1 protein-coding gene is annotated in these 639 nt (G+C 36.3%); it reads left to right on the forward strand.

The genetic code is table 11. The features are described from left to right. Positions 1 to 209: DUF3025 domain-containing protein (locus ACS8FD_RS21730; RefSeq protein WP_439277400.1), on the forward strand; the 209-nt coding region annotated here is incomplete at its 5' end. Positions 210 to 639: the final 430 nt, after the last annotated feature.

Consider the following 639-nt stretch of genomic DNA (forward strand, 5'->3'; position numbering starts at 1 on the left):
TATCATTATCTGAGCGTCTGCAGTATTTAGATGATAGAGTCGCTGATTATATGAACGAGTTGCTATCATGCAATGAGGTCACACCGCGTCATTTATCGCCATTGCCTATTTTAGGCGTACCGCATTTTTGGGCGAAGAATGCAGATGCTGACTTTTATAAGGACGCTTATGTGTTTAGGAGCGGTCGCCGTAAACAGGGTAAAAGCTAAGATATATAAAGTTAATTACAATCATACTGTTAGAGCCTGGCGACGGTTACGATTGTGCCACGATTTGACTACGTCTAAGCGTTAACAAAGTCTTGAATATTTGTTATGGTAAAAACAGGTGAATATTAAATTCTAAATACGAAGTTATGTTTAGGTTTAATTGAAACTTACACCTAATTGTTTTATTACTTTACATTGCACTATTTTTCATCAAAACAATCAATAAGCTATTTAGCCACCAGTCACAAGCATAAGTTCATGATAATTTATGTTCAGGATTTATAACAACGATAAGGAAGCTACCATGAGCGATATCTTTAACGTAAAAGACACTATTTCAGTCGATGGCAAAGAGCATGCCTACTACAGCTTGCCCAAACTTGCTGAGACTTACGATAATATTAATACGCTACCATACTGTATGAAAGTA

This window comes from Psychrobacter sp. 1U2 (assembly GCF_051847575.1).